Below are 24749 nucleotides of genomic sequence, written 5' to 3'. Positions count from 1 at the left end.
AGGCTCCGGTGTCCGCCGCCGGAGCCTTTATGGTAAACTACGCCCCCTTTTTTCGTTGTGGTGCGCTCCCCGTGGCTCAAAACGCTGTCTATCTTCCTGAAGAATTCCTCGCTCAAATGCGTGCGGCAATGCCGACGCATCTCTCTTTCGACGACTTTATCGCCGCCTGCCAGCGCCCGCTGCGGCGAAGCATTCGCGTCAATACGCTGAAAATCACGGTGGCTGATTTTTTGCAGCTGGTCGCCCCCTACCGCTGGCAGCTCACGCCGGTTCCGTGGTGCGAAGAGGGTTTCTGGATCGAGCGTGAAGATGAAGACGACCTGCCGCTGGGCAGCACGGCCGAGCACCTTAGCGGGCTGTTTTACATTCAGGAAGCCAGCTCCATGCTGCCGGTCGCCGCGCTGTTTGCCGACGGCCAGATGCCGAAGCGGGTGATGGACGTCGCCGCCGCGCCGGGTTCTAAAACCACGCAAATCGCCGCCCGCATGGGTAACGAAGGCGGCATTCTGGCCAATGAATATTCCGCCAGCCGGGTTAAAGTCCTGCACGCCAACATCAGCCGCTGTGGAATCAGCAACGTGGCGCTGACCCATTTCGATGGTCGGGTATTCGGCGCCGCGCTGCCGGAATGCTTTGACGCGATCCTGCTCGACGCCCCCTGCTCCGGCGAAGGGGTAGTACGTAAAGATCCCGATGCGCTGAAAAACTGGTCGCCGGAAAGCAACGCGGAAATTGCGGTAACCCAGCACGAGCTGATTGACAGCGCGTTTCACGCCCTTCGCCCCGGCGGGACGCTGGTTTACTCCACCTGTACCCTGAACCGGCAAGAAAACGAAGAGGTGGTCAACGGGCTGCTGGCGCGCTATCCGCAGGCGGTAGAAGTCTTGCCGCTCGGCTCACTGTTCCCGCAGGCCAGCGAAGCCCTCACCGAGGAGGGCTTCCTGCACGTCTTCCCGCAAATTTTTGACTGCGAAGGGTTCTTCGTCGCCCGTTTACGTAAAACCGCGGCCATCGATCCGCTCCCGGCGCCGGGTTATAAAGTGGGGAAATTCCCCTTCACGCCGCTTAAAACCCGCGAATCCGCCGCCGTAATTGCCGCCGCCGCCGCCGTCGGTTTGCAGTGGACCGCCGACCATACGCTCTGGCAGCGCGATAAAGAAATCTGGTTATTCCCACAGGCGCTCGAAGCGTTATTCGGCAAAGTGCGCTTTTCCCGCATCGGCATCCGGCTCGCCGAAACCCATAACAAAGGCTACCGCTGGCAGCACGAAGCGGTGATTGCGCTTGCTGCGCCGGCCGCTCCCCTGGCGCTGACGGAAGCCGAAGCGGAAGAGTGGTATCGCGGTCGCGATATCTATCCTGAAACGCTCCCGCAGAAGGATGATGCGATTGTCACCTATCAGGGCGCGCCGATCGGGCTGGCGAAAAAAGTCGGGTCGCGTTTAAAAAATAGCTATCCCCGCGAACTGGTGCGTGACGGTAAGCTTTTTAGCAAAAAAGCGTGATGGCGCGTCGAAAAACAGCATTTTTTCACTGGCGCTTTACGCCCGTTTGTCTACGCTGAAAAATGGCGGCCTTAACTGGTCGTACCACAACTCAGCAGACAAACGGGGGGAATTTATGGCCAAAACTAACGTACGTATCGGCGCGTTTGAGATAGACGACGCCGAACTGCACGGCGAACAGCAGGGAGAGCGAACGTTAAGCATCCCCTGTAAATCCGATCCGGATTTATGCATGCAGCTTGATGCATGGGACGCGGATACCAGCGTACCCGCCATACTTGATGGTGAACATTCCGTCCTCTACCGTAAGCACTACGATCGCCAGTCCGATGCCTGGGTCATGCGCCTCGCCTGACTCAATTGAACCCGTCGCCTGAGACGGGTTATTTATTTCCCCGCTTCTCCGTCATCTCCTACACTTAACGCTATGTTTTTCAGGATATGAGGCTCGGATGTTTGCCTTAGTGCTGTTTATTTGTTACCTGGACGGCGGCTGTGAAGATATCGTTGTCGATGTTTACGATAACGAGCGGCAGTGCACAACGGCCATGGACGATCAGCGGATACGCCACGGCGGCTGCTTTCCGGTAGAAGATTTTATCGATAGTTTCTGGCTTCCCGCCCGAGAATACAGCGATTTTTAGCCTGCCAGCTGTAGCGCCACCAGGGTTAGCTCTCCACCAAACACGGCCCCCGTATCGATATAGTGCTGGTTATCGCTATCGTAGCGTCGCTTCAGCGGCGTATGGCCGAACCAGAAATGGTCAGCGCCGGCAATCGCCCCGTGACGCCCGGCGAGATGGTCAGTGAGACGCTGCCGACGCCACAGCACCTGGTGCTCATCAACAACGCGCTGCCAGCGATAAACCGCGGCGGGGTAATCAGCGTGGGCAATCACGTGCACCTGCTCACCGCTGTGGAGTTCAATAATTAGCGGCAGTCGGCGGCAGCGGGCAATAAGCGCCGTAAGGCGTTGCTTTTGGCTCGCCGCACGCTGCGTATACCAGTCGCCTCCGTTCATCTCCCAGAGCCTCATATCGCCGTCGGCAAGCGCCTCCAGCGCCATCTGTTCATGGTTTCCACGCACCGCGTAAACCCAGCGATAGCGCAGTAAATCCAGACACTCCGCGCTTTGTGGCCCACGATCGATCAGATCGCCCACCGAAAGAAGCAGATCCTGGTAAGGGTCAAACTTGCGCTCACGAAGGGCCGCCATCAGGCGTGCGAAACAGCCGTGCAGGTCGCCCACCAGCCAGATATTACGCCAGTCGCAACCGTAAATACGCTGATACATATTTCGTCCTCCTCGCATAATTATAGGAAAACCCTGCGGCTTCACCGCCCGTAAATTGGCACCTCAATCGATTTTAAACGAAAGCCAAATATAGTCCGGCCGGGCATTAAGCTCCCCACGATATATCCATAGAATAGAGGCTAAATAACACCGAGGTATTCATCGTGACGGATAACAGCCTGCATTCAGCCAGCGTAGTTGAGCGACGCCCAAATCTCATTGCCGATCTGGTGATGGGCCGGATCACCCCCGCCCCCATCTGGCAACAACGTCATTACCGGCTTAAGTTTTTACTGCGCACGGCATTATTTTATGCGCCAACGCGCAGCATGCTGGAGAGCCTGTCGGCGCGTGCGGATTTCAATCAGCTGCTCGCCGCTCAGGTGACGCTGCCGGGTAAAGTCCATCGCCAGTATTTAACCCGCGGGTTAAACGCCAGCCAGCGCGCTCAGGCCATTATCAGCCACTATCAGTTCGTTGATTCCCTGGGCGCCTCGCGCCTCGCCGGGGCCATGACCGCCGCGAAAGATGTGCCGCTGCTTGAGCTGACAGGCAAAGACGACAGCCGGTTTACGCTCTCCGCGTCCTCGGCGGGCAAAGCCGAACGCGAGGGCGAAACGACGCTGTGGCTGCGCGATAGCGATGAGATTGTGCTTGCCAGCGCGACCTTTAGCGTCACCCGCCAGCAGGAGCAATGGCAGTTGACTATCGGCGGCCTGCAGGGGCCGCGCAGCACCGTTCCGCACGAAGTGATTAAACGGGCGACCCGCGCCTGTTACGGCCTGTTCCCGAAACGTCTGCTGATGGAATTTATCTGGTTAATGGCGGCGCGTTGCAACATTCATCACATTTACGGGGTCAGCGACAGCGGCCACGTCTTCCGCGCGCTGCGCTATCGGCTGAGTAAAGGGCGCCATTTTCACGCCAGCTATAACGAGTTCTGGCACTCTATCGATGGGGTCGCCGACGGCGCCTGGCGCTGGCGCCTGCCGCTGCAGCTGGAAAGAAAGACGCTTGAGAGCATCGCCAGTAAGAAACGCGCCGAATATCGTCGCCGCTTCCAGCTGCTGGATGATATGGCCGCTCAGATGGCGATACTCATGGATTAGCTCTCCCGCCGCTTCGCCAACGCCGTTTAGCACAACGGCGTTTGCATCTTCAACGGCGCTTTAGTTACTATCATAACTTCGTTGTACTCCTTGCGGACGGCTAGTGAAGTTATGAGCAAAACAGAATTACTCCTGCTGGCTATCCTGTTGATTATTTTGACCGCTGCTCTGTGGTTTATTTTTAGTGGACAAATATGGTTTCTGGTGAGCTTTCTGGAAACATGGCTGTACCCCTCTTTTGTGGCGCCAGAATAAATCGTTGCCCATTATTTTCACGCCGTCGTTCGCCCCCTTCGCCTCCCTGACAATAACCCATAGCGCGGTCAGAAGAATAACCGCCAAAAAAGTGAAAAACCGTCTCTTATCTATTATTTCATTTGTCATACAAATGTGTATACTGGGTCACTTCCGATGTTGGCCCGTAAAGTTCACCTGCACTATGGGCCTGATTTTGTGCAGGTGTTTTCTCCTCGCCCTTGCTCAACGGCGCCTCCAGTGTCTATACCCGTCTTTTTGTCCAGATTTTTTGTTGCAAACTTTGCGCCAGATTGTGATTTAAGAAAAAATCGCCCTATTTCCACGCCCCTTCAAAACACAATTAAAAAACATAACACCAACAATTAATTAACAAAAAGAGTTTTCATCCATATAAAAGGCATAAATGCAGAATAAAAATCCAATAAAAAACACATAACCAGCCATAAATACAAAATTACACATATCTTGCAGGAGTAGTTATACGTTAACCAACAAAACCGCGGCACTTAATCGGTGACCAACGTCTATCGCTACATTGTTGTTTTTCTTCAGCGGCTTTCCACTAAGAGGTTCTCTATGAACGTCACAACGATCTCGCGCAGTCTCCTGGGCGGCTTACTGAGCGCCATAGTTATTCTTCAACCGGCTTCTGCAGCGGGAACCTTAAGCGGCCAGATTGGCGTTCAGGTGACGCTCGGCAGCGGATGCAGCGTATCGAATGTCCGCAATGGCGAAAACAACCGCTGGGGCAACATTAATTTCGGCTCCTATGGCGATTTAGCCAACTCCATTGATGCGGAGATCACCGGCAGCGGCGGCGGAAACGCCCTAACCGTGACCTGCACCGAGGATCTTGCCTCGACCCTGACGCTTGACGGCGGCCAGTCTGGCGATGCTGCGCTGCGCTATATGAAAAACGCCGGTGGCACCCAGCAGATTGCCTATCGGCTCTATTCGGATGCCGCCCGCAATAACGAAATCCTGCCTGGCGGCACAATACCTATCGTTGGCACAGGGAATCCACAGGCGATTCCTGTTTTTGCCCGCATTCGCCCTGAAGACCAGAGCGTCAACGCGCCGACAGCCGATGTGTATGACGACATTGTTACCGCGACCTTAGCCTGGTAACCGCATAAGGAAAATGGGCGTCATGCTTCGACCAGAGTGGCTTACATTACTTCTGCTTTTTACCTCGGGCGCCCATGCCGCCGTTGCCCAAAAGACGTTCAAAGTCTCCGCGCAGATAACCGCAGGCTGCGCGCTGGGCGCCGGGGACGGCTCCCAAACGACGGACTTCGGCACGCTGAATTTTGGCACCCTGTCATCGCTTTACAGCAACGTGGATGTCGCGAGTACCGCCGGCGCAGGTTCCATCATCGTGACCTGCACGCCCGGCACCGCTATTTCAATCGCCCTCGACTATGGCGTCAACGGCGGCTCAGCCACTCAGCGCTACATGTCGAACGGCAACAGCAGCACGCTGGCGTACCAGCTTTATCAGGACGCCAACCGCGCTAACGTTTGGGGCAGCAGTACGCTGGCCCTGAGCGTTGCATCCTTTCCGAGCACCACGCAAACCTACACGGTTTATGGCCGCCTTTTTGCCACGAATGGCTTCCCGGCGGTGGGCTCCTATACCGACACGGTCACCGTCACGCTGACCTATTAGATAATTCACAGGTTAACTATGATTCGCTGTAGATTTGCGCCGTTTATATTCGCTTTATTGCTTCCCTCATCCGCGCTGGCCGCCAGCTCCGTTCTGGTATGGCCGATATTTCAAACGATCGAAAGCCACGAAACAGGGTCTGAACTGTGGCTGGAGAATCGCGGCAGCGCGCCGGTTAATTTGCAGCTGCGCGTGTTTGCCTGGGATCAAAAAGCGTCAGCGGACGTCTACGCCGATCAGCGGGATGTTGTCGCCAGCCCGCCTTTTACCACGGTAGCGCCGGGGCAGCGCCAGCTGGTGCGGCTCATGCGCGTCGCCCCCATCGCAAACGGCAAAGAGCAGTCCTATCGCATTGTTATCGATGAGATCCCTGCCGCGCAACCCGCGGCGCAGACGGAACAGAACGCCGCCGGGCTGAAAATGCGCATGCGCTATGTCCTGCCGCTGTTTACCTATGGGCAGGGCGTCACGCCGCTAAAGAACGCGGGTTCAGTCGAACCGGTAAGGGCCACGCTGCGCTGGTCGCTCTCGCAGCAAAATAACCGCCAGACGCTGTGCATCGAAAACAGAGGCAATCAGCACGCGCGCCTCAGCGCGGTTTACTGGGCGAACGCGAGCGGCAAGGGGCGCATTCCCCAGGCTAATGGTCTTCTCGGCTACGTTCTGGCGCAGAAAAAGAGCTGTTTCCCGAGCGCCGGAAACGCTTCCGTGCCGTCAGGAATGCATCTGTTCGCGAAATTAACGGATAACGGTCAGGCGGTGGAAATTCCGGCGAATCGTTAAAAATGAGAGATCTGAAAAGGACGGCGTCCGGGGGGCTGCTGGCGATGGCGTCGGTAACGGCCTGCGCCGCGACCTATGATTCCCTGCCTGCGCCTGCGGCATCCTACGGCGAAAAGCAGGAATACGAGCTGTACCTCAGCGTATCGGTCAACGGCAATATTCTTGCCGGCGCCGTTCCGGTAAAGGTCAACGCTGGCCACTACTGGATCGCGGCCAGCGTGTTGCAGCAAGCGCATATTCCCCTGCAAACCGGCGACGCGCTGGTTGATGTGACGACGCTACCCTCGGTGAAAGTGGAATATGACCAGCCGGGTCAGATCCTCAAGCTCCAGGTTCCGGACAAATGGCTCCCCGAGCAGCACATAGGGGGGACTACGGAACAACCTGGCCAGACCGCGATAAGCAGCCCGGGAATTTTATTTAACTACGACGCTTACAGCCTCTTTTCATCCGGCGGTTCGCAAACCACCAGCACCTTCACCGAAACGCGCCTTTTCGGCCCGCCGGGCGTCCTTTCCAATAACGCCGTGATTCGGCAAAACTGGTCTTCGACGGGCTACGAGCAGCAGGGCTATATGCGCTACGACACCCTGTGGAAGTACAGCGATAGCGACCAAATGATTAGCTACCAGGCCGGGGACGTGGTCAGTAACGCCCTGACGTGGAGCAGTTCCGTGCGCATGGGGGGGCTACGCCTGAGCCGCAACTTCAGCGTTCGCCCGGATCTGGTGACATATCCGCTGCTTAACTTATCCGGCAGCGCGGCGGTTCCTTCAAGCGTCGATCTGTTTATTAACGGCTATAAGAGCAGCTCTGCGCAAATCAATGGCGGCCCCTATACGCTGACCAACGTTCCCTGGATCAGCGGCGCCGGCGAAGCCACCGTAGTGACCACCGACGCTCTGGGTCGCCAGGTCTCCACCAGCATCCCTTTTTATGTCTCCAATACCCTGCTGCGGGAAGGACTGAGCGATTTTGATTTCACCCTCGGCGCCCTGCGCAACAACTACGGTATCAGGAGTGCCGATTATGGCGCCGGCGCGGTAAGCGCTATTTATCGCTACGGATTCAACAACTGGCTCACGCTTTCTACGCATACCGAAGACCGCGAAGGGTTAACCAATGCCGGCATTGGCAGCGATATCGGCGTGGGGAATCTGGGCACCCTCAGCCTGTCGGGCAGCGCCAGCCGTGGCGAGGGAGACGGAAACCAGTTCACCTCGGGTTACTCTTACTATGGCAGTAGCTGGGGAGTGAGCTATCAACATATCCGCCGCAGCGCCGGCTACGACAACCTCAGCACCTATGGGTCTACCGCCACGCTCAGCCGTCAGTCAGACCAGGCCACGCTGAGCCTGAGTCCGTGGGGACGAACCCTCGGTTCTTTTAGCATTGGCTACTTTGATATCAAAGCCGAGGATAATTCGCGCACCCGGCTGCTGAACCTCTCCTGGAGCCGCGGCCTGTGGCTCAGCAGCAGCCTCAGCCTGAGCGTCAACCGCGATCTGCAGGAAGGTAGCTACGCCAGCATGCTGCAGGTCATCATCCCTTTCGATTCGCAAACCTCTGTCCAGCTAAGCGGCCAGCGCGCCAGCGCCGGACAATGGGGAGAAAATATCAGCGTCAGCCGCTCTGCTCCGGCAGAAGGCGGGCTGGGCTGGAACCTCGCCCATTCGATCGGCGGCGATAACTATAGTCAGGCGGATCTGACCTGGATCAACCGCGTGTCAACGCTGAGCGGAGGCTACTACGGGTCGCGCGACGATCGTCACAGCTGGTTTGAGGCCGCGGGCTCGGTGGTGCTGATGGATAACAGTCTGTTTTTCGCCCGGCAAATTAACGACGCCTTTATCGTCGTCTCCACCGGCAACTACCCGAATATTGCGGTGAATTATGAAAATCGCAAAGTCGGCGTGACCGATAAAAATGGTCATCTGCTGATCCCGTGGGCGACGGCGTGGTATCCGGGGAAAGTCACTCTCGATACGCTACCGCTGCCAACGGACACCGAAGCTCTGACGGTGGAGAAACGCATCGCCGTGCGCGAAGGCAGCGGAGCGCTGGTCGATTTCCCGGTGAACCGCGTGCGCTCAGCAACCCTCGTCTTCGTCGATGCCAGGGGGCAACCGCTGCCGGTCGGTACGCCGGTCGAGGAGGTTAACAGCAAGCAGCGCGGCCTGGTGGGCTATGACGGCGTGGTCTGGTTCTCGCACCTTGGACGCCACAACGAAGTCAAAATAAACGCCGGAGAGCTTCGATGCAGCGTCCAGTTCGAACTTCCGTCCTCAACGCCGGTTCCGCAGCGGATAGGTCCGGTCAGCTGCCCCTCTTAACAGCGGAGATAACGTTGAAAAGTATTATCCTCGTATTCGCGATGCTCTTAGCGCTCAGGCAAGCCAGCACCGCTCTGGCCGCCTGCAGTATCAAAACCAGTTCGCCAGCGATCGGCCCGGTCGACTCCTTTGCGCTCAACAGCGCGCCTCAGGGCGTGATGGCCGGCGCGGGGTTTTACTGCACCCCGGAACTGGTGGCGCTGAACTCAACCAATACGTTAAGCGCCACTCTGGCGTCGGCCAACAAGAGCAACGGCGTTCCGCGGCTGCTTAATGGCGCGGGCGATGCCATCCCTTATAGCGTCTGTTCTGACGCCTCGTGCTCGCCGGCCTATCAGGACGGCGGCGTGATTAGCTGGTCCAGAACAACGCTGCTCGAACTGCTGGGTTTATTTAACTCAAGCGATGGCACCATGCCGCTCTACTTCAGAACCACGCCGGGAGCCAACGTCCCCGCCGGTACCTATACCGATGTGTTAACCATCACCTGGGTGTACCGATTCTGCTACGTCGGGCTCGATCTGCTGGGCATTAAGATATGTATTCCGAATAACGGAACCCTGACCTCGACGGTCAACGTGTCGGTGAAGGTGACCAATGTTTGCTATATCGACAGCGCGCCGGACGTCGAATTTGCCTCTGCCGCTCTTCCGTCCGGTTTTAGCCACTACAGCGGCCAGCTTGCCATCCGCTGCACTAAAAACGCGGCCTACACCGTCAACCTCGCCAGCACTAACGCCAGCGTCGGCGACTGGCGGCAGATGAGCCAGCCCATTGCGAACCAACCAACCGCCTGGCTGCAGTATCAGTTTTACCAGCCCAACGGCAGCGCCTGGACGGAAAGCAACAATCTCAGCGTAACCGGCTCCGGCGCCGCGCAGTCCGCGAACTACACCCTCAAGATTAACCCGACCCAGAGCAACCAGCCTGCGGGAACCTACAGCGATACCGTACTGGTGACCGTGAGCTACTAAAACGTTAGCAGACGATTTTTTGTAAAAGAAATGTTTAGGAAATTATTGTTGTGGTATAAGAAAAAAGCCCCGAAAAAAGCGACTGGGGTTTTGCAATGGAATCTGCGGTTTGTGAAAAACAGATAAAAAGAGACCGAACACGATTCCTGTATTCGGTCCAGGGAAATGGCTCTTGGGAGAGAGCCGTGCGCTAAAAGTTGGCATTAATGCAGGCTAAGTCGCCTTGCCTTATAAGAATAGTTTACCGTGTCAGGTTTTCCAGTCCGCGACAAAAGTGGACGAATAATTCGTATCAAAATTGCTGATGCCAACAAAAAACCGCCACGCCCGGTATCGGGGGATGGCGGTTTTTTTCATGTAAATACAGCGGGATGCAGGCGGCGATCAGCAGAGCTTCTGCGCGCGCTCAATAAAGGGCGCCAGGCTCATTTTTTGTCCCGGCTGCTGCGGATCGTCAATCTGGATCACAGAAATCGGCTGCGCGTTGGTTTTACCGTCTTTCATCTGCTGTTCGGCGATGTCGTTTAGCGGGTACTGCACCAGGGTACTGGGATTAATGGCGAACAGCGCGTTGCCCGGACGGCAGGTCAGCATCACCTCTTCGCGGTTAAACGCCCAGCTCTCCTTACCCACCTCAAAGCGGCTTACGGTAATCACCTGCGGTGCCGCCAGCGCAGCGCCAGAACTTGCCAGTAACAACATTGTCAGAACGATTTTTTTCATGATTTAACCAGTTTATTCAGAAAGGTTCCCAGGTGGCAAACAGGCTGACGGCAAATAGCGCCAGCGCCCCCAGCGCAATTTCTATCTGCGTGGTGCGCACGATGAGCTGCTCCGCTCGCGTTCCGCCTGCCGACATGCGTGGCACCAGAACATACCGGTTCACCAGCGCAATTGCCACCATTGCCGCCACCAGCGCACATTTGAACAACAGCATACGCCCCCAGGGCGAGGCGCTGATAAGTCCGCCCTGGATCAGCAGCGCATTTACCACGCCGCTGGCGATGGCGCCGGCAACCGCCAGATGCCCGTAGCGCGAAAAACGCATCATGGTGCAGATGGCCGCCTGCCGCCAGCGACCGTGCGCCAGGCGAAGACAGTAGATAAACGGCAGCAGACCGCCAAACCAGCTGGCCACGCAAAACAGATGAAGCGCATGGTTGGTTCGCTGCACTATCCCCAGCCAGCCATCGTTCATTGCGGCATGCCCGACGCCGGCCAGCAGCAGCAGCTGAGCGCAAAACAGCACCAGCAGCAAACGTCCCGGTCGCCGGGGCTTCAGCCAGACCAACGCCAGCGCCACAAAGGCGAGTAAAATTTGCCATACCCACACGCTGCCAAACTGCGTTCCGGCCACCGCCTGCCAGATAGCCGGCTGCCAGACGTCCGGCCAGCCGTTGCCCATCAAGCCGCCCTGCGCCGTCAGCATCAGCAGCGCCGACAGCGCGCTTGCTGATAATAAATAGCGCATCAGCGGATAGAAGCGCTGCATCATCAAACGACGTAAGGCCACCGGCGCCCACCATGCGCCGTAGAGGACGCAGCCGAAAGCGACGATCAGCGAAATGAAATGGATAAAGCGTAAACTGACATAGACTCCACTCAGCATCGGCTTACTTCACGGTAAAGGTGTATTGCCCTTTCGTCTTGTGGCCATCTACGGAGACCACGTGCCAGTTAACGGTATATTCGCCCGGCGTCAACGCCTGCTCAACCGGTACCGTCAGCTGAGCCTTATTGCTGTCGCTGCGGACGGGTTTACCGAGGGTGATGGTCTTCTGCTGCGGCCCGGTGAGGGTTACGCCGCTAAACTGCGTTTCGATGCCTTCGGAGAAGTTCAGGGTCAGCGCCTGCGGTGAAGCGTTCACCACGGTATTGGCCGCCGGAAGCTGTTGTTGTAGATGGGCGTGGGCCGATGCGCCTGCTGCGGTCAGGCAACCGGCGAGAAACAGAGACAGACGCAGCGCGCGCCCGGCGATGATTGGCATAGTTGTCATTCCTTTTTGTTATGTATGTAGCACAGAGAATAACCCTGTATAATGGCGCAGTCGAGCTAAGCGTCTGAGACTTGCCTTTTTGCCGCGTGCTTAGTACTTTTTGCGGCGTTATCAGAGGAGAAACCGATGGAAAAGAACCTGGCTAAACTATCCCAGGAGGAGATGGACAAAGTGAATGTCGATCTCGCCGCGGCGGGCGTCGCGTTTAAAGAACGCTACAATATGCCGGTGGTGGCTGATTTAGTCGAAAGAGAACAGCCCGAGCATCTGCGCGGCTGGTTTCGTGAACGTCTGATTGCCCATCGACTGGCCTCCGTTTCGCTCTCTCGCCTGCCCTATGAACCGAAACAGAAATAATTCCCGTCCCCTGCGGACATCCACGTTGGCAAGACCCGCGCATTCTATTACGCTGGTTTCTTTGGCCTGGAGCGAGCCATGCTGCGCGTAATCGATACAGAAACCTGCGGATTGCAGGGAGGCATTGTTGAAATCGCCTCGGTAGATATTGTCGACGGACACATCACCAATCCCATGAGCCACCTGGTTCGCCCCGACCGGCCTATCAGCCCGCAGGCGATGGCGATTCACCATATCACCGAAGAGATGGTCGCCGATAAGCCGTGGATCGAGGAGATTGTGCCGCTGTATATGGGCAGTCCGTGGTATGTCGCCCATAACGCCAGCTTTGACCGCCGGGTGTTGCCGGAAATGCAGGGCGAGTGGATCTGCACGATGAAGCTGGCGCGCCGCCTGTGGCCAGGCATCAAGTACAGCAATATGGGGCTGTATAAATCGCGCAAGCTCAGCGTCGCGACGCCACCGGGACTGCATCATCACCGGGCGCTATACGATTGCTATATCACCGCGGCCCTGCTGCTCGATATCATCAACACCTCCGGCTGGACGCCTGAGGAGATGGCGACCATTACCGGCCGCCCGGCGCTGCTCTCCACCTTTACCTTCGGCAAATACCGCGGCAAGCCGGTCTCGGAAGTGGCGGAAAACGATCCTGGCTATTTACGCTGGCTGTTTAATAACCTGGATCGCATGAGCCCCGAGCTGCGCCTGACGCTGAAGCACTATCTCGGGGAGTAATCGGCGCTATACCTCCGCCTGGCCCGGCAGCGTCCCCTGCGCCAGGCCAATCAGAAACGCATACTCCAGCGCCACGCCTTCATAGCTTTTGAAGCGGCCGGATTTACCGCCGTGGCCGGAATCCATATCGGTACACAGCAGCAGCAGGTTATCGTCGGTTTTCAGCTCGCGCAGTTTTGCCACCCATTTTGCCGGCTCCCAGTATTGTACCTGCGAATCATGCAGGCCCGTGGTGACCAGCAAATGCGGATACGCCTGAGCCTGCACGCCGTCGTACGGGCTGTAGCTTTTCATATAGCGGTAATAGGCTTCATCCTGCGGATTCCCCCACTCTTCAAACTCGCCGGTGGTCAGCGGAATCGACTCATCGAGCATGGTGGTGAGGACATCGACAAAGGGAACCTGGGCCACCACGCCGTGAAAGAGCTCCGGCCGCTGGTTCACCGCGACGCCCATCAGCATACCGCCGGCGCTGCCGCCCATGCCGTAGCAAAAACGCGGATCGCCGTAGCCCTGCGCCAGCAGCGCATCGCAGACGTCGAGATAATCGTTGAAGGTATTTTTCTTGCACAAAAACTTACCGTCTTCGTACCACTGCTGTCCCAGCTCGCCGCCGCCGCGAATATGGGCGATAGCGAACACAAAGCCGCGGTCGAGCAGGCTCAGGCGGCTGGCGCTGAAATCCGCATCCATGCTTGCGCCGTAGGAGCCGTAGCCGTACACCAGCAGAGGGCTGGCACCTTTGCGGAAATGTTCATGACGGTAGACCAGCGAGACCGGGACTTCGACGCCGTCGCGGGCGTTGATCCACAGATGCTCGCTGCGGTAGTGGCTGGCATCGAACCCTTTGACTTCCTGCTGTTTCAGCACCCGCCGCTCGCCGGTATTCATATCCAGCTCAAACAGCGTATCCGGCGTCGTCATAGAGGAGTAGCCGTAGCGCAGGCGGGCGGTTTCCGGCTCCGGATTATAGGCAAGCCAGGTCACATAGGCCGGATCGTCAAAGGCAATGCCCTGGGACTCTCTTGTCTTACGATTGATCTGACGCAGGCTGGTCAGCCCGCGCTGGCGCTCTTCCACAACCAGCCAGTCGGTAAACAGGGTAAATCCTTCCAGCATGACTTCGTGCCGCGGCGCGATCAGGGTCTCCCACTGCTGCTCATCGCGCAGGGTAGTGCGATAAAGGCCGAAGTTCTTACCCTCACGGTTAGAGCGCAGATAGAAAGCGTGCTGATAGTGATCGAGGCTATATTCATGATCTTTACGCCGCGGTAGAAAACAGACCGGCTCGGCGTCGGTCATTTCCGCATTGAGCAGCAGCACTTCGCTGGTGGTCGCGCTGGCCAGATAGATCACCACAAACTGCTGGGAAGTCGTTTTGTGCACGCTGACGTAAAAAGTATCGTCCTGCTCTTCATACACCAGAACATCCGCACTGGCCGGCGTCCCCAGACGGTGGCGCCAGACCTGATACGGCAGCAGCGTGGTGGGATGTTTGCGCACGTACCACAGGGTCTGCGAATCGTTACTCCAGGCAAAATCAGGCGAGACGTTCTCCAGCACTTCCGCAAATTGCCGGTCGTCGTTTAAGGGAAAGAAGCGCAGGCTATACTGGCGTCGGGAGAGATAGTCTTCCGCCACCGCCATCAGGCTGTTGTCGGGCGAAACGCCTAATCCGCCGAGGGTATAGAATTCGCTGCCGGCCGCACGCTGGTTGCCGTCAAGCAGGACATCCCATTCATCCCACTCCTCTTTGACTACCGGCTGGCGTTGATAAATCGCGTACTCGCAGCCCGGCTCGTAGACCTGACGGTAACGATAGCCATTTTTGCTGTAGGGGGCTGACACTTCGCGCTGCGGAATACGGTCGATAATCTCCTTGAGTACCCTGTCCTGCAGGCTACTTTGCGAAGACATCACTTTTTTGCCGTACTCATTTTCCTGGCGCAGATAATCCAGCACTTCCGCCTGCGAGCGATCGTCATCGCGCAGCCAGTAGTAATTATCGATTCGCGTGTCGCCATGTAATGTCATGGCATGGGGGATCCGTTTCGCTTTTGGTGGCATCTGCTTATTCTTCTGCGGCTTGTATTGAGTACTAAAAATTTCAGGCTGCTTCAACACAGCCTGAAGGGTGACGTGACTACACAATATATAAGGGTGGCAAAAGTCGCCAGCGATGCAAGCGAAACGTGCGGATTTAGAGCGTTACGGCCTGTTTTTGCGCCTGAATATCCCGTTCGATATCCTCACGCACTTCCTGCGGGAGCTTCAGCGCTTCGCCGAGGGCGTTCAGATAGCTGCGTTCCATAAAGTGGTCAATATCAATGACCGCGCAGCTGATATAGTAAACTTCAAGCGCCTCTTGCTCGCTGCTGATACCCTGCGCCAGGCTCTGCGGGTCGAGGGGCTGCGCCAGCGCCCGGTCAATTAACACCCGGCCCTGGACGTCGACGTTTGCCGCACGCAGCTGCTCTTCAATATTTGCCCGTTCGCGTTCGTCAATATGTCCATCGCTTTTGGCGGCGAAGACCAGCGCCATAATCAGCCGTTCGCTGCGGGCGTCGAGTTCGGCCGGTGCGGGAGATGGCGTCTGTGAGGGCGCGACATCAGCCGATGCCTGCTGCGCGCTGGCGCGCATCTTCTGCTGATATTTATTCCATAAAACGCTGCCCGCAACCGCGCCGCCGCCGACCAGCAGCGCACCGGTGCCGTATTTGGCTAACAGCTTGCGCGATGATTTGCTGGCGACCAGCAGCCCGGCCAGCCCGCCGAGCGCGCCCGGCAGGAGTAAATTTTTGCCGCTTGATTGATCGTCAGATGAAGAAGACCGCCCCTGCTGACCCAGCAGAGACTGCAGTTGATTAAGCCAGTTAGCCATACATTTCCTCGTTGCGCGATAAGCGATACCACCAGCCTAAACGACGCGACGTCAGGAAACGTTATCGGCAGCTAAAGATGAGCAAATGTCGCGCCGGGAAGCGCGGGAGCCTGCCGCCAGAACCGCTGGTGGCGGCAGCGTAGCTCAGGCCGCTTTCGCTTTGCGCGGCTTCGCCGGCGCCGGAGCTTCAGATTCGACGACGTCGTCGGTCTTGTCGCCCTCTTCTGCTTCTGCGCGATCGGCTGGCGCCTCGGCGGCGCCCTCGGCTTCCGGCAGCTTACCGGAGCGCAAAATATGGTTGAGGGTGTCTTTACGTTCGGCCAGCCACATCGCCATGCTATCGCGCTGCTCTTCATCGAGCGTTAGCGGGCATTCAACCAGCCAGTCGTTCAGTACTTCCGCCAGATCGAGCATTTTGTCATAAGCATCGGCCTCTTTTTTGCTGGCAAAAGACATTTTTTCCTCACCTTCGCGAATCACTACATATTTAATTTCAACCGCCATGATGCAGCCTCTCAGTACTGTATTTTTATACAGTATATCAAATTTCTTCCCCGAACTCAAATGACGCGCATAAAGACATGCGCAAACGTTTTCGTTTATAATGCGGCGCATGTTTTTTTACTGCGGAAGAGAGTTATGACTGTATTAGGTACGGCGCTGCGCCCTGCGGCAACAAAGGTAATGCTGTTAGGTTCCGGTGAACTGGGTAAAGAAGTGGCCATTGAATGCCAGCGACTGGGAATTGAGACCATCGCCGTCGATCGTTACCCTGACGCTCCGGCCATGCAGGTCGCACACCGTTCGCACGTCATCAATATGCTGCACGGCGAAACGTTGCAGGCGCTGATTGAGCAGGAAAAACCTGACTTTATCGTGCCGGAAATCGAGGCCATCGCCACCGATACACTGGTCGCGCTGGAGCAGGCCGGGCAGAAAGTCGTCCCCACCGCGCGCGCGGCAAAGCTCACCATGAATCGCGAAGGGATCCGCCGCCTGGCAGCTGAAGAGCTGAAGCTGCCGACCTCCGCCTACCGTTTTGCCGACAGCGAACCCGCCTTCCGCGAAGCCGTCGCCGGGATAGGCCTGCCGTGCATCGTCAAGCCGGTAATGAGCTCATCGGGTAAAGGCCAGAGCTTTATTCGTTCCAGCGAACAGCTGGCTGACGCCTGGCAGTATGCGCAGCAGGGCGGCCGCGCCGGAGCCGGACGCGTTATCGTCGAAGGCGTGGTGAATTTTGATTTCGAGATTACCCTTCTCACCGTCAGCGCCGCGGATGGCGTACACTTCTGCGCGCCGGTCGGTCATCGCCAGGAAGATGGCGACTATCGTGAATCCTGGCAGCCGCAGCAGATGAGCGCGCTGGCGCTGGAACGCGCGCAGGAAATCGCCCGCCAAGTGGTGCTGGCGCTGGGCGGCTACGGCCTGTTCGGCGTCGAACTGTTCGTCTGCGGTGATGAGGTGATTTTTAGCGAAGTCTCGCCGCGCCCGCACGACACCGGTATGGTCACGCTGATTTCACAGGACTTATCCGAGTTCGCCCTGCACGTTCGCGCCTTCCTCGGCCTGCCGATTGGCGCGATTCGCCAGTACGGCCCGGCGGCCTCGGCGGTGATCCTGCCGCAGCTAACCAGCCAGAACGTCACTTTCAGCAATATTCAGGCCGCGGTCGGCGCGGGACTGCAGCTGCGTCTGTTCGGCAAGCCGGAAATTGACGGTTCGCGTCGTCTGGGCGTGACGCTGGCGATAGCCGATAACGTTGAGGAAGCTGTTGCGCGCGCCAAAGCGGCGGCGTCAGCGGTCGTGGTCGCAGGATAAAAAAAAGCCCGGTCGCAGACCGGGCCTCTGGTGAGTGCGCGAAGATTACTTCGCGCCTTCTACCGCCTCACGAGCCAGTTTGGTGATACGGTCGTAATCACCGGCTTCCAGCGCATCCGCCGGCACCAGCCAGGAGCCGCCGATGCACAGTACGCTGTTCAGCGCCAGATAGTCGCGATAGTTCGCCGGAGAGATGCCGCCAGTCGGGCAGAAGCGAATGTGCGCGAACGGGCCGCCAATCGCCTGCAGCGCTTTCACGCCGCCGTTTGCTTCCGCCGGGAAGAATTTGAACTCTTTCAGGCCATACTGCATACCCAGCATCAGCTCGGATACGGTGCTGATCCCCGGGATCAGCGGAATAGTGCCTTCGCCGGTCGCCGCTTTCAGCAGGGATTCGGTCAGGCCAGGGCTGATAGCAAACTGCGCGCCCGCTTCGGTCACTTCTTTCAGCTGCTCAACGTTAGTGACGGTACCGGCACCGACAATCGCTTCCGGGACTTCTTTGGCGATCGCGCGGATAGCGTCCATCGCACACTCGGTACGCAGGGTCACTTCCAGTACGCGTACGCCGCCTGCAACCAGCGCTTTCGCCATTGGCACAGCGTGTTCCAGCTTTTTCACCACGATTACCGGTACTACCGGGCCGGAGGTGAGGATTGCTTCTGCAGTTGTTTTCCAGTTTTTCATCAGATTTTCTCTCGCCAGATCTATAAATCGAATCGTCTTAAAAATTGATGCAGGTTGCGCCCTGTTCTGCTCCGGAGAGTTTCTCACGCAGCGCACCGAACATTTCCCGGCCGGTTCCCACGCGCGAACCGCTCAGGTCAGGAATATGCGCCTGACGCGCGGCCAGCTCTGCGTCATCAACCAGCAGCGTTAGCTCGCCCGTCTGGCCGTTGACGCGGATGATATCGCCATCGCGTACCTTGGCCAGCAGGCCCCCATCGTACGCTTCGGGCGTCACGTGGATTGCCGATGGCACTTTGCCTGATGCGCCGGAGAGACGACCATCGGTTACCAGCGCAATTTTGAAACGGCGGTCCAATAATACACCAAGTGGCGGCATAAGTTTATGTAATTCTGGCATGCCGTTCGCTTTTGGCCCCTGATGACGGACGACAACCACGCAATCTTTGTCGAGCAGCCCCGCTTCAAAGGCGGGCAGTACGTCATGCTGGCTCTCGAAAACCACCGCAGGAGCTTCAATAATCTGGTTTTCAACCGGCACGGCGGAGGTTTTCATGACCGCGCGTCCGAGGTTACCGCTCAACACTTTGGTGCCGCCGTGGCGAGAGAACGGTTTGTCAAACGTGGCGATAACCTGTTCGTCCAGCGGCGCGGTCGCCCCTTCGCGCCAGTCAAGTTCGCCGTTATTAAGCCAGGGCTCCATGGTGTAGCGAGAGAGGCCGAAGCCGGCCACGGTGTGAACATCTTCATGCAGCAGGCCGCCTTTCAGCAGCTCGCGCACCAGCACCGGCACGCCGCCAGCCGCCTGGAAGTGGTTAATATCCGCCGGGCCGTTCGGGTAGAGGCGCGCCAGCAGCGGCACCACGTCAGAGAGATCGGAGAAATCATCCCAGTTAATGATGATCCCTGCCGCCCGCGCCATAGCCACCAGGTGCATGGTGTGGTTGGTGGAGCCCCCGGTTGCCAGCAGCGCGACAATCCCGTTGACCACCACTTTTTCATCAAACATTTTGCCCAGCGGCATCCACTCGTTACCGTTGCCGGTCAGGCGGGTCACCTGGCGGGCGGCGGCGGCGGTCAGCGCTTCGCGCAGCGGCGCATCCGGATGCACGAATGACGATCCGGGCAGCTGCATCCCCATAAACTCAACCACCATCTGGTTGGTATTGGCGGTACCGTAGAAGGTACAGGTGCCAGGCGCATGGTAAGACGCGGCTTCGGACTCCAGCAGCGCCATACGATCCACTTTGCCTTCCGCATAGAGCTGACGAATGCGCACTTTTTCTTTATTCGCCAGGCCGCTGGCCATCGGCCCGGAAGGGATAAAGATGGACGGCAGGTGGCCGAACGACAGCGCAGCCATCGCCAGGCCGGGGACAATTTTATCGCAGACGCCGAGGTAGAGCGCGCCGTCAAACATGTTGTGCGACAGGCCAATCGCGGCGGACATGGCAATCACTTCGCGGCTGAGCAGCGACAGCTCCATCCCATCCTGCCCCTGCGTCACGCCATCGCACATCGCCGGAACGCCGCCGGCGACCTGGCCTACCGCGTTCGCGGAGTGCAGCGCTTTGCGGATAATGTCCGGATAGCGCTCATAGGGCTGGTGGGCGGACAGCATATCGTTGTAGGAGGTAATAATGGCGATGTTATTGCGCAGCATGCTTTTCAGCGAGGCTTTGTCATCCGCCTGGCAGGCGGCGAAGCCGTGGGCCAGGTTACCGCATGCCAGCTGGGCGCGATGAACGGTGTCGGTTTTGGCCTGGTTAATCCGGGCGAGGTAGGCTTCGCGGGTATCGCGCGAGCGTTCGATGATGCGATTTGTTACCCGTAACATTTCAGAATTCATAAAGGCTCCTCAAATTTCATCTGTCCGGCCGCAGCGCTTTAGCGGTACTTTTAGGGGCTTAGGGCACCAGTACTGGGGCTCAGGGGCAAAATATCTGCAGGCAGTGTAATAAAAAAAGCCCCGGGGGTGAATCCTCCGGGGCTTAAAAGATTAAAAATTACGCGACTTGCTGCGTCAGATCATGTTACCGGTAAAATAACCCTGACGGAGGAGCTGGCGATTACTCAAACTCGTTCCACGAACGACCGTCGCGGGTGATCATCGCCACGGAGGCAACCGGCCCCCAGGTACCCGCCTGATACGGTTTCGGCGAATCACGATCGGCAGCCCAGGCTTCAGTGATGGAATCGACCCACTTCCACGCCTCTTCCACTTCATCACGACGGACGAACAGCGCCTGGATACCGCGCATCGTTTCCAGCAGCAGGCGCTCATAGGCATCCGCCAGGTGGGTTTGATTAAAGGTTTCCGAGTAGCTCAGATCCAACTTGGTGATCTGCAGGTTATGCTTGTGGTCAAGTCCGGGAACTTTGTTCAGCACCTGGATATCCACCCCTTCATCCGGCTGCAGACGAATGGTCAGCTTATTCTGCGGCAGCTCTTGCCAGGTCTCTTTGAACAGGTTCAGTTCCGGCGTCTTGAAGTAAACCACGACTTCGGAACACTTGGTCGGCAGACGTTTACCGGTACGCAGGTAGAACGGTACGCCCGCCCAGCGCCAGTTGTCGATATCCACGCGGATCGCCACGAAGGTTTCTGTATGGCTGGACTTGTTGGCCCCCTCTTCCTCGAGGTAGCCCGGCACTTTTTTGCCCTGGGCAAAACCGGCGGTGTACTGGCCGCGCACCGTTTTTTCACGCACGTTGGTGCGGTCAATGCGGCGCAGCGATTTCAGCACCTTCACTTTTTCATCGCGGATGCTATCGGCAGTCAAATCTGACGGCGGGGACATGGCAATCATGCACAGAATTTGCAGCAGGTGGTTCTGGATCATGTCGCGCATCTGCCCGGCCTGATCGAAGTAGCCCCAGCGGCCCTCAATGCCCACCTCTTCCGCCACGGTGATCTCGACGTGATCGATGGTGCGGCTGTCCCAGTTATTGACGAACAGCGAGTTGGCAAAGCGCAGCGCCAGCAGGTTCAGCACCGTCTCTTTACCCAGATAGTGGTCGATACGGTAGACCTGGCACTCTTCAAAGAACTCACCCACCCGATCGTTGATCTCGCGGGAGGTTTCCAGGGAGGTACCCAGCGGTTTCTCCATCACCACGCGGGCCGGCTTGGCGTTCAGCTTCGCTTCACCCAGACCTTTGCAAATCGCGCCAAAGGTGCTCGGCGGCATGGCGAAATAGTTAATGGTCACCCGCTCTTTCTGATCGAGCATTTTGCCCAGGCGGGTAAACGCTTTGGTATCGTTGACATCAAGGTTACAAAAATCCAGACGCCCGCTCAGGGTCTCCCACAAACCTTCATCGATTTTCTCCTTCATGAAGGTTTCCATCGCTTCACGGACTACCTTGGTGTAAGCGTCTTTGTCCCAGTCGGCGCGACCGACGCCGATGATGCGGGTGTCAGGGTGGATCTGACCCGCTTTTTCAAGCTGATACAGGGAAGGCAGCAATTTACGTCGCGCCAGGTCACCCTTCGCGCCGAAAATGACCAGATCGCATGCCTGGGCCGTTTGCGTTACCGCCATGTCATTCTCCTTAGTTGATAGCCCGGTGCTTATGCCAGACTATAGTTGTATTTGTAATTTTCTTTCACTGCATCGTACTGTGTTTACGAATTTCCCGAAACCCTCAGCGGCCGTTCCCGCTGCTAAATCGCACAGGGTGGAAAATAGAGGCTGAGATTTTGGGCATGCGGCTAATATTGTTCGTTGTTTCGACCGATTATCAGTTAGTAAAATACGACTCTGATCATGTAATGAAAAAAAACAACATATTTTCAGGTCATTCCTCACCGTTTCCGACTACGGAGGGGTATATTCTTGCTAAAACGCCTGATGATTTCACCCATTAATGAAATCGCTTCCATTGATGAGCGCCCGATTACCCATGAATATGCTGGAAAAAATCCAGTCCCGGCTGGAACACCTTAGCAAATCTGAACGCAAAGTGGCGGAAGTCATCCTTGCTACCCCCGCGCAGGCCATTCATTCAAGTATTGCCGCCCTGGCGCTGGAAGCCGGCGTCAGCGAGCCCACAGTTAACCGTTTCTGCCGCAGCCTGGAAACGCGCGGTTTCCCGGATTTCAAACTGCATCTTGCACAAAGCCTGGCGCACGGTACGCTCTATGTTAACCGCAACGTCGATGAAGACGACAGCGTTGAGTCCTATACGGGAAAGATATTTGAGTCAGCCATGGCCAGTTTAGATCAGGTCCATCATTCTCTCGACATGTCGGCGATCAATCGCGCGGTTGACCTGCTCACGCAGGCGAAGAAAATCGCCTTTTTTGGCCTGGGCTCTTCGGCCGCCGTCGCCCACGACGCGATGAACAAGTTTTTCCGTTTTAACGTGCCGGTGATCTATTCCGACGACATCGTCCTGCAACGCATGAGCTGTATGAACTGTAATGACGATGATGTGGTGGTGATTATCTCGCATACCGGCAGGACTAAAAGCCTGGTGGAGCTGGCTCAGCTGGCCCGCGAAAACGATGCGATGGTGATCGCGATTACCTCCCCCGGCACGCCGCTTTCCCGGGAATCAACGCTGGCGATTACCCTGGACGTACCGGAAGATACCGATATCTATATGCCGATGGTCTCCCGCTTAGCGCAGCTGACGGTGATTGATGTCCTGGCGACCGGCTTCACCCTGCGGCGGGGAGCAAAATTCAGAGATAACTTGAAGAGGGTCAAGGAAGCGCTCAAGGAATCGCGCTTTGATAAAGAGCTCAGCGTACACAGCAATGACCAATAAAAGTAGAAACAAAGCACTATCCTATTACACCGTCGGTAACGTTCCGGTATAGCGACTTTGCTCGTCGGCGCTACCGAATCCATGTTCACGCAACACCAAAGTTGTTTCAGTCAACGGAGTATTACATGTCCAGAAGGCTTCGCAGAACCAAAATCGTGACTACCTTAGGCCCGGCTACCGACCGCGATAACAACCTTGAGAAGGTTATTGCCGCAGGCGCTAACGTGGTACGTATGAACTTCTCTCACGGCACCGCGGAGGATCATCAGATCCGTGCGGATAAAGTCCGTGAGATTGCGGCGAAACTGGGCCGTCATGTCGCGATTCTCGGTGACCTACAGGGGCCGAAAATCCGCGTTTCCACCTTCAAAGAAGGCAAAATTTTCCTCAATATCGGCGATAAATTCCTCCTCGACGCAAACCTGGGTAAAGGCGAAGGCGACAAAGAGAAAGTCGGCATCGACTATAAAGGGCTCCCGGCTGACGTGGTTCCGGGCGACATTCTGCTGCTGGACGACGGCCGCGTACAGCTGAAGGTCCTGGAAGTTCAGGGCATGAAGGTATTCACCGAAGTCACCGTCGGCGGACCGTTGTCCAACAATAAGGGGATTAACAAGCTGGGCGGCGGCCTCTCGGCAGAAGCGCTGACGGAGAAAGACAAAGCGGACATCATCACCGCCGCCAAAATTGGCGTCGATTACCTGGCCGTCTCCTTCCCGCGCTGCGGCGAAGACCTGAACTACGCTCGTCGCCTGGCGCGCGATGCCGGCTGCGATGCCAAAATCGTCGCCAAAGTCGAGCGCGCGGAAGCGGTATGCGATCAGGACGCGATGGATGACGTGATCCTCGCCTCCGACGTTGTCATGGTGGCACGCGGCGACCTCGGCGTGGAAATCGGCGATCCGGAGCTGGTCGGCATCCAGAAGGCGCTGATCCGCCGCGCCCGTCAGCTGAACCGCTCGGTCATTACCGCGACGCAGATGATGGAGTCGATGATCACCAACCCGATGCCAACCCGCGCCGAAGTCATGGACGTGGCGAACGCCGTGCTGGACGGCACCGACGCCGTGATGCTGTCGGCAGAAACCGCCGCGGGCCAGTATCCGTCTGAGACCGTTGCCGCGATGGCGCGCGTCTGCCTCGGCGCGGAAAAAATCCCCAGCCTCAACGTCTCCAAGCACCGCCTGGACATTCAGTTCGATAACGTGGAAGAAGCCATTGCGATGTCCGCCATGTACGCGGCGAACCACCTCAAGGGCGTCACCGCTATCATTACCATGACGGAATCCGGTCGGACCGCGCTGATGACTTCCCGCATCAGCTCCGGCCTGCCGATTTTCGCGCTGTCTCGCCACGAGCGCACGCTGAACCTGACCGCGCTGTATCGCGGCGTGACCCCGGTGCATTTCGATAGCATCAATGAAGGCGTAGCCGCTGCGCACGACGCGGTAACGCTGCTGCGTGATAAAGGCTATCTGGTGACCGGCGACCTGGTTATCGTCACTCAGGGTGACGTGATGAGCACCATCGGTAGCACCAACACCACCCGCATTCTGACCGTCGAGTAATT

The 24749-nt window shown here is 57.4% G+C and carries 25 protein-coding genes; 15 read left to right on the top strand and 10 right to left on the bottom strand.

Annotated elements, in window-relative coordinates:
- Window positions 1-71 precede the first annotated feature (71 nt).
- The 3 genes from rsmF to SIK97_RS21995 all read left to right on the top strand — a co-directional run bounded on the left by rsmF (window position 72) and on the right by SIK97_RS21995 (window position 2149).
- Window positions 72-1505: a 16S rRNA (cytosine(1407)-C(5))-methyltransferase RsmF gene (gene rsmF, locus SIK97_RS22005; RefSeq protein ID WP_071957332.1), complete on the top strand. Its 1434-nt coding sequence runs from the start codon at window positions 72-74 to the stop codon at window positions 1503-1505.
- A gap of 115 nt (window positions 1506-1620) precedes the next feature.
- Window positions 1621-1860: a YebV family protein gene (locus SIK97_RS22000; RefSeq protein ID WP_004852069.1), complete on the top strand. Its 240-nt coding sequence runs from the start codon at window positions 1621-1623 to the stop codon at window positions 1858-1860.
- Window positions 1861-1957: 97 nt separating this feature from the next.
- Window positions 1958-2149, top strand: coding sequence for a YebW family protein (locus SIK97_RS21995; protein WP_004122014.1), 192 nt, complete (start codon window positions 1958-1960; stop codon window positions 2147-2149).
- On the opposite strand, the gene pphA is transcribed toward SIK97_RS21995, so the two are convergent.
- Window positions 2146-2799, bottom strand: coding sequence for a protein-serine/threonine phosphatase (gene pphA / locus SIK97_RS21990; RefSeq protein WP_025106137.1), 654 nt, complete (start codon window positions 2797-2799; stop codon window positions 2146-2148). The genes SIK97_RS21995 and pphA overlap by 4 nt on opposite strands.
- Window positions 2800-2963: 164 nt before the next feature.
- Between pphA and SIK97_RS21985 the strand changes: the two genes are divergently transcribed.
- The 7 genes from SIK97_RS21985 to SIK97_RS21955 all read left to right on the top strand — a co-directional run bounded on the left by SIK97_RS21985 (window position 2964) and on the right by SIK97_RS21955 (window position 9925).
- Window positions 2964-3908, top strand: a complete 945-nt coding sequence (locus tag SIK97_RS21985) for a VirK/YbjX family protein (protein WP_004852075.1) — start codon at window positions 2964-2966, stop codon at window positions 3906-3908.
- 111 nt (window positions 3909-4019) lie between these two features.
- The gene (locus tag SIK97_RS21980) at window positions 4020-4163 is read left to right on the top strand and encodes an Ecr family regulatory small membrane protein (RefSeq protein WP_009651986.1); all 144 of its coding nucleotides are present in this window, start codon (window positions 4020-4022) and stop codon (window positions 4161-4163) included.
- Between the two features lie 579 nt (window positions 4164-4742).
- The gene (locus SIK97_RS21975) at window positions 4743-5294 is read left to right on the top strand and encodes a spore coat U domain-containing protein (RefSeq protein WP_032694913.1); all 552 of its coding nucleotides are present in this window, start codon (window positions 4743-4745) and stop codon (window positions 5292-5294) included.
- Window positions 5295-5316: 22 nt separating this feature from the next.
- Window positions 5317-5835, top strand: a complete 519-nt coding sequence (locus tag SIK97_RS21970; RefSeq protein WP_004852079.1) for a spore coat U domain-containing protein — start codon at window positions 5317-5319, stop codon at window positions 5833-5835.
- An 18-nt stretch (window positions 5836-5853) separates the two neighbouring features.
- A complete protein-coding gene (locus SIK97_RS21965; RefSeq protein ID WP_025106133.1) occupies window positions 5854-6618 on the top strand; it encodes a molecular chaperone in 765 nt (254 codons plus the stop codon).
- Between the two features lie 2 nt (window positions 6619-6620).
- The gene (locus SIK97_RS21960; protein ID WP_047723554.1) at window positions 6621-8951 is read left to right on the top strand and encodes a fimbria/pilus outer membrane usher protein; all 2331 of its coding nucleotides are present in this window, start codon (window positions 6621-6623) and stop codon (window positions 8949-8951) included.
- Window positions 8952-8965: 14 nt separating this feature from the next.
- Window positions 8966-9925 carry a spore coat protein U domain-containing protein gene (locus tag SIK97_RS21955; RefSeq protein WP_057173090.1) on the top strand — a complete coding sequence of 320 codons (960 nt, stop codon included), beginning with the start codon at window positions 8966-8968 and terminating at the stop codon, window positions 9923-9925.
- A gap of 384 nt (window positions 9926-10309) precedes the next feature.
- Here SIK97_RS21955 and SIK97_RS21950 read toward each other — a convergent pair whose 3' ends face one another.
- Genes SIK97_RS21950 through yobA form a run of 3 tightly spaced genes read right to left on the bottom strand, consistent with a single transcriptional unit; the run spans window position 10310 to window position 11913 of the window.
- Window positions 10310-10648, bottom strand: coding sequence for a YebY family protein (locus SIK97_RS21950; RefSeq protein WP_004103344.1), 339 nt, complete (start codon window positions 10646-10648; stop codon window positions 10310-10312).
- A 16-nt stretch (window positions 10649-10664) separates the two neighbouring features.
- A complete protein-coding gene (copD, locus tag SIK97_RS21945) occupies window positions 10665-11534 on the bottom strand; it encodes a copper homeostasis membrane protein CopD (protein ID WP_057173089.1) in 870 nt (289 codons plus the stop codon).
- A gap of 4 nt (window positions 11535-11538) precedes the next feature.
- Entirely contained in the window at window positions 11539-11913 is a 375-nt protein-coding gene (gene yobA / locus SIK97_RS21940) for a CopC domain-containing protein YobA (protein ID WP_014229838.1), read from the bottom strand.
- A 135-nt stretch (window positions 11914-12048) separates the two neighbouring features.
- Between yobA and SIK97_RS21935 the strand changes: the two genes are divergently transcribed.
- Window positions 12049-12279, top strand: a complete 231-nt coding sequence (locus tag SIK97_RS21935) for a DNA polymerase III subunit theta (RefSeq protein WP_004103351.1) — start codon at window positions 12049-12051, stop codon at window positions 12277-12279.
- 78 nt (window positions 12280-12357) lie between these two features.
- A complete protein-coding gene (gene exoX, locus SIK97_RS21930; RefSeq protein ID WP_014229839.1) occupies window positions 12358-13017 on the top strand; it encodes an exodeoxyribonuclease X in 660 nt (219 codons plus the stop codon).
- 6 nt (window positions 13018-13023) lie between these two features.
- Here the strand turns inward: exoX and ptrB are convergent, their stop codons facing one another.
- The 3 genes from ptrB to SIK97_RS21915 form a co-directional block, all read right to left on the bottom strand.
- Window positions 13024-15084, bottom strand: coding sequence for an oligopeptidase B (ptrB, locus tag SIK97_RS21925; protein ID WP_033836507.1), 2061 nt, complete (start codon window positions 15082-15084; stop codon window positions 13024-13026).
- A gap of 133 nt (window positions 15085-15217) precedes the next feature.
- A complete protein-coding gene (locus SIK97_RS21920; protein ID WP_047723549.1) occupies window positions 15218-15898 on the bottom strand; it encodes a tellurite resistance TerB family protein in 681 nt (226 codons plus the stop codon).
- 144 nt (window positions 15899-16042) lie between these two features.
- Window positions 16043-16402, bottom strand: a complete 360-nt coding sequence (locus SIK97_RS21915) for a YebG family protein (RefSeq protein ID WP_025106127.1) — start codon at window positions 16400-16402, stop codon at window positions 16043-16045.
- A gap of 135 nt (window positions 16403-16537) precedes the next feature.
- Between SIK97_RS21915 and purT the strand changes: the two genes are divergently transcribed.
- Entirely contained in the window at window positions 16538-17716 is a 1179-nt protein-coding gene (gene purT / locus SIK97_RS21910; protein WP_004852102.1) for a formate-dependent phosphoribosylglycinamide formyltransferase, read from the top strand.
- Window positions 17717-17761: 45 nt separating this feature from the next.
- Here purT and SIK97_RS21905 read toward each other — a convergent pair whose 3' ends face one another.
- The 3 genes from SIK97_RS21905 to zwf all read right to left on the bottom strand — a co-directional run bounded on the left by SIK97_RS21905 (window position 17762) and on the right by zwf (window position 21948).
- Window positions 17762-18403, bottom strand: a complete 642-nt coding sequence (locus SIK97_RS21905; RefSeq protein WP_004103368.1) for a bifunctional 4-hydroxy-2-oxoglutarate aldolase/2-dehydro-3-deoxy-phosphogluconate aldolase — start codon at window positions 18401-18403, stop codon at window positions 17762-17764.
- Between the two features lie 37 nt (window positions 18404-18440).
- The gene (gene edd, locus SIK97_RS21900; protein ID WP_025106126.1) at window positions 18441-20252 is read right to left on the bottom strand and encodes a phosphogluconate dehydratase; all 1812 of its coding nucleotides are present in this window, start codon (window positions 20250-20252) and stop codon (window positions 18441-18443) included.
- Between the two features lie 220 nt (window positions 20253-20472).
- The gene (gene zwf / locus SIK97_RS21895; RefSeq protein WP_004122041.1) at window positions 20473-21948 is read right to left on the bottom strand and encodes a glucose-6-phosphate dehydrogenase; all 1476 of its coding nucleotides are present in this window, start codon (window positions 21946-21948) and stop codon (window positions 20473-20475) included.
- Window positions 21949-22273: 325 nt separating this feature from the next.
- On the opposite strand from zwf, the gene SIK97_RS21890 reads away from it, so the two are divergent.
- Together SIK97_RS21890 and pyk are read left to right on the top strand one after the other, a co-directional pair.
- The gene (locus tag SIK97_RS21890; RefSeq protein ID WP_161505349.1) at window positions 22274-23179 is read left to right on the top strand and encodes a MurR/RpiR family transcriptional regulator; all 906 of its coding nucleotides are present in this window, start codon (window positions 22274-22276) and stop codon (window positions 23177-23179) included.
- Window positions 23180-23304: 125 nt separating this feature from the next.
- Window positions 23305-24747 carry a pyruvate kinase gene (gene pyk, locus SIK97_RS21885; protein WP_047723544.1) on the top strand — a complete coding sequence of 481 codons (1443 nt, stop codon included), beginning with the start codon at window positions 23305-23307 and terminating at the stop codon, window positions 24745-24747.
- Window positions 24748-24749: the final 2 nt, after the last annotated feature.

Source organism: Klebsiella sp. JN_Kp126, from assembly GCF_033843325.1.
GTDB classification, from domain to species: Bacteria; Pseudomonadota; Gammaproteobacteria; order Enterobacterales; family Enterobacteriaceae; genus Klebsiella; species Klebsiella michiganensis.
This window is presented reverse-complemented; position numbering and strand designations above follow the sequence as displayed.

Coding starts and splice junctions, on each gene's coding strand:
- SIK97_RS22000 (WP_004852069.1), top strand. CDS start 1,621: ATGGCCAAAACTAACGTACGTATCGGCGCGTTTGAGATAGACGACGCC.
- SIK97_RS21995 (WP_004122014.1), top strand. CDS start 1,958: ATGTTTGCCTTAGTGCTGTTTATTTGTTACCTGGACGGCGGCTGTGAA.
- pphA (WP_025106137.1), bottom strand. CDS start 2,799: ATGTATCAGCGTATTTACGGTTGCGACTGGCGTAATATCTGGCTGGTG.
- SIK97_RS21980 (WP_009651986.1), top strand. CDS start 4,020: ATGAGCAAAACAGAATTACTCCTGCTGGCTATCCTGTTGATTATTTTG.
- SIK97_RS21975 (WP_032694913.1), top strand. CDS start 4,743: ATGAACGTCACAACGATCTCGCGCAGTCTCCTGGGCGGCTTACTGAGC.
- SIK97_RS21970 (WP_004852079.1), top strand. CDS start 5,317: ATGCTTCGACCAGAGTGGCTTACATTACTTCTGCTTTTTACCTCGGGC.
- SIK97_RS21965 (WP_025106133.1), top strand. CDS start 5,854: ATGATTCGCTGTAGATTTGCGCCGTTTATATTCGCTTTATTGCTTCCC.
- SIK97_RS21960 (WP_047723554.1), top strand. CDS start 6,621: ATGAGAGATCTGAAAAGGACGGCGTCCGGGGGGCTGCTGGCGATGGCG.
- SIK97_RS21950 (WP_004103344.1), bottom strand. CDS start 10,648: ATGAAAAAAATCGTTCTGACAATGTTGTTACTGGCAAGTTCTGGCGCT.
- copD (WP_057173089.1), bottom strand. CDS start 11,534: ATGCTGAGTGGAGTCTATGTCAGTTTACGCTTTATCCATTTCATTTCG.
- yobA (WP_014229838.1), bottom strand. CDS start 11,913: ATGCCAATCATCGCCGGGCGCGCGCTGCGTCTGTCTCTGTTTCTCGCC.
- SIK97_RS21935 (WP_004103351.1), top strand. CDS start 12,049: ATGGAAAAGAACCTGGCTAAACTATCCCAGGAGGAGATGGACAAAGTG.
- exoX (WP_014229839.1), top strand. CDS start 12,358: ATGCTGCGCGTAATCGATACAGAAACCTGCGGATTGCAGGGAGGCATT.
- ptrB (WP_033836507.1), bottom strand. CDS start 15,084: ATGCCACCAAAAGCGAAACGGATCCCCCATGCCATGACATTACATGGC.
- SIK97_RS21920 (WP_047723549.1), bottom strand. CDS start 15,898: ATGGCTAACTGGCTTAATCAACTGCAGTCTCTGCTGGGTCAGCAGGGG.
- SIK97_RS21915 (WP_025106127.1), bottom strand. CDS start 16,402: ATGGCGGTTGAAATTAAATATGTAGTGATTCGCGAAGGTGAGGAAAAA.
- purT (WP_004852102.1), top strand. CDS start 16,538: ATGACTGTATTAGGTACGGCGCTGCGCCCTGCGGCAACAAAGGTAATG.
- SIK97_RS21905 (WP_004103368.1), bottom strand. CDS start 18,403: ATGAAAAACTGGAAAACAACTGCAGAAGCAATCCTCACCTCCGGCCCG.
- edd (WP_025106126.1), bottom strand. CDS start 20,252: ATGAATTCTGAAATGTTACGGGTAACAAATCGCATCATCGAACGCTCG.
- zwf (WP_004122041.1), bottom strand. CDS start 21,948: ATGGCGGTAACGCAAACGGCCCAGGCATGCGATCTGGTCATTTTCGGC.
- SIK97_RS21890 (WP_161505349.1), top strand. CDS start 22,274: ATGAAATCGCTTCCATTGATGAGCGCCCGATTACCCATGAATATGCTG.
- pyk (WP_047723544.1), top strand. CDS start 23,305: ATGTCCAGAAGGCTTCGCAGAACCAAAATCGTGACTACCTTAGGCCCG.